Source organism: Pelomicrobium sp. G1, from assembly GCF_051905455.1.
Lineage (GTDB): Bacteria > Pseudomonadota > Gammaproteobacteria > Burkholderiales > UBA6910 > Pelomicrobium.
On the sequence record NZ_JBQACR010000228.1, the window covers coordinates 1 to 317 of the forward strand.

At 68.8% G+C, this 317-nt stretch carries 1 protein-coding gene; it reads right to left on the minus strand.

Annotation, left to right across the window (positions count from 1 at the left end; translation table 11 throughout):
- A partial coding sequence (locus ACTFO6_RS18290) for a histidine kinase (RefSeq protein ID WP_439935809.1) occupies positions 1-317 on the minus strand: 317 nt, incomplete at both ends.

Genomic DNA, 317 nt, shown 5'->3' on the forward strand with positions numbered 1-317 from the left:
TTCCGCCGCCGGCTCGATCGTGAGCTCGCAGCGGAGGCCGGCCTGCTCCAGCAGGCTCTCGGCAAGCCACTCGATCGCGGCCCAGGGCCCGAAGTCGTCGAGGATGCTCGGGCCAGGTCGGTCACGATTCTGCGCACGGCATCGATGGAGGCGTCGATGGCGCGGATCGTCTTGCCGATCGTTTCCCGATCCTCGTCCGCTAAATGGGGCGCGAGGCGCTGCACGCAGTGGGTGACGTCGAGCTTCAGGGCCGTGAGCATTGCCCCCAATTCGTCGTGGATCTCCCGGGCCACCCGGCGGCGTTCCTCCTCCCGCAC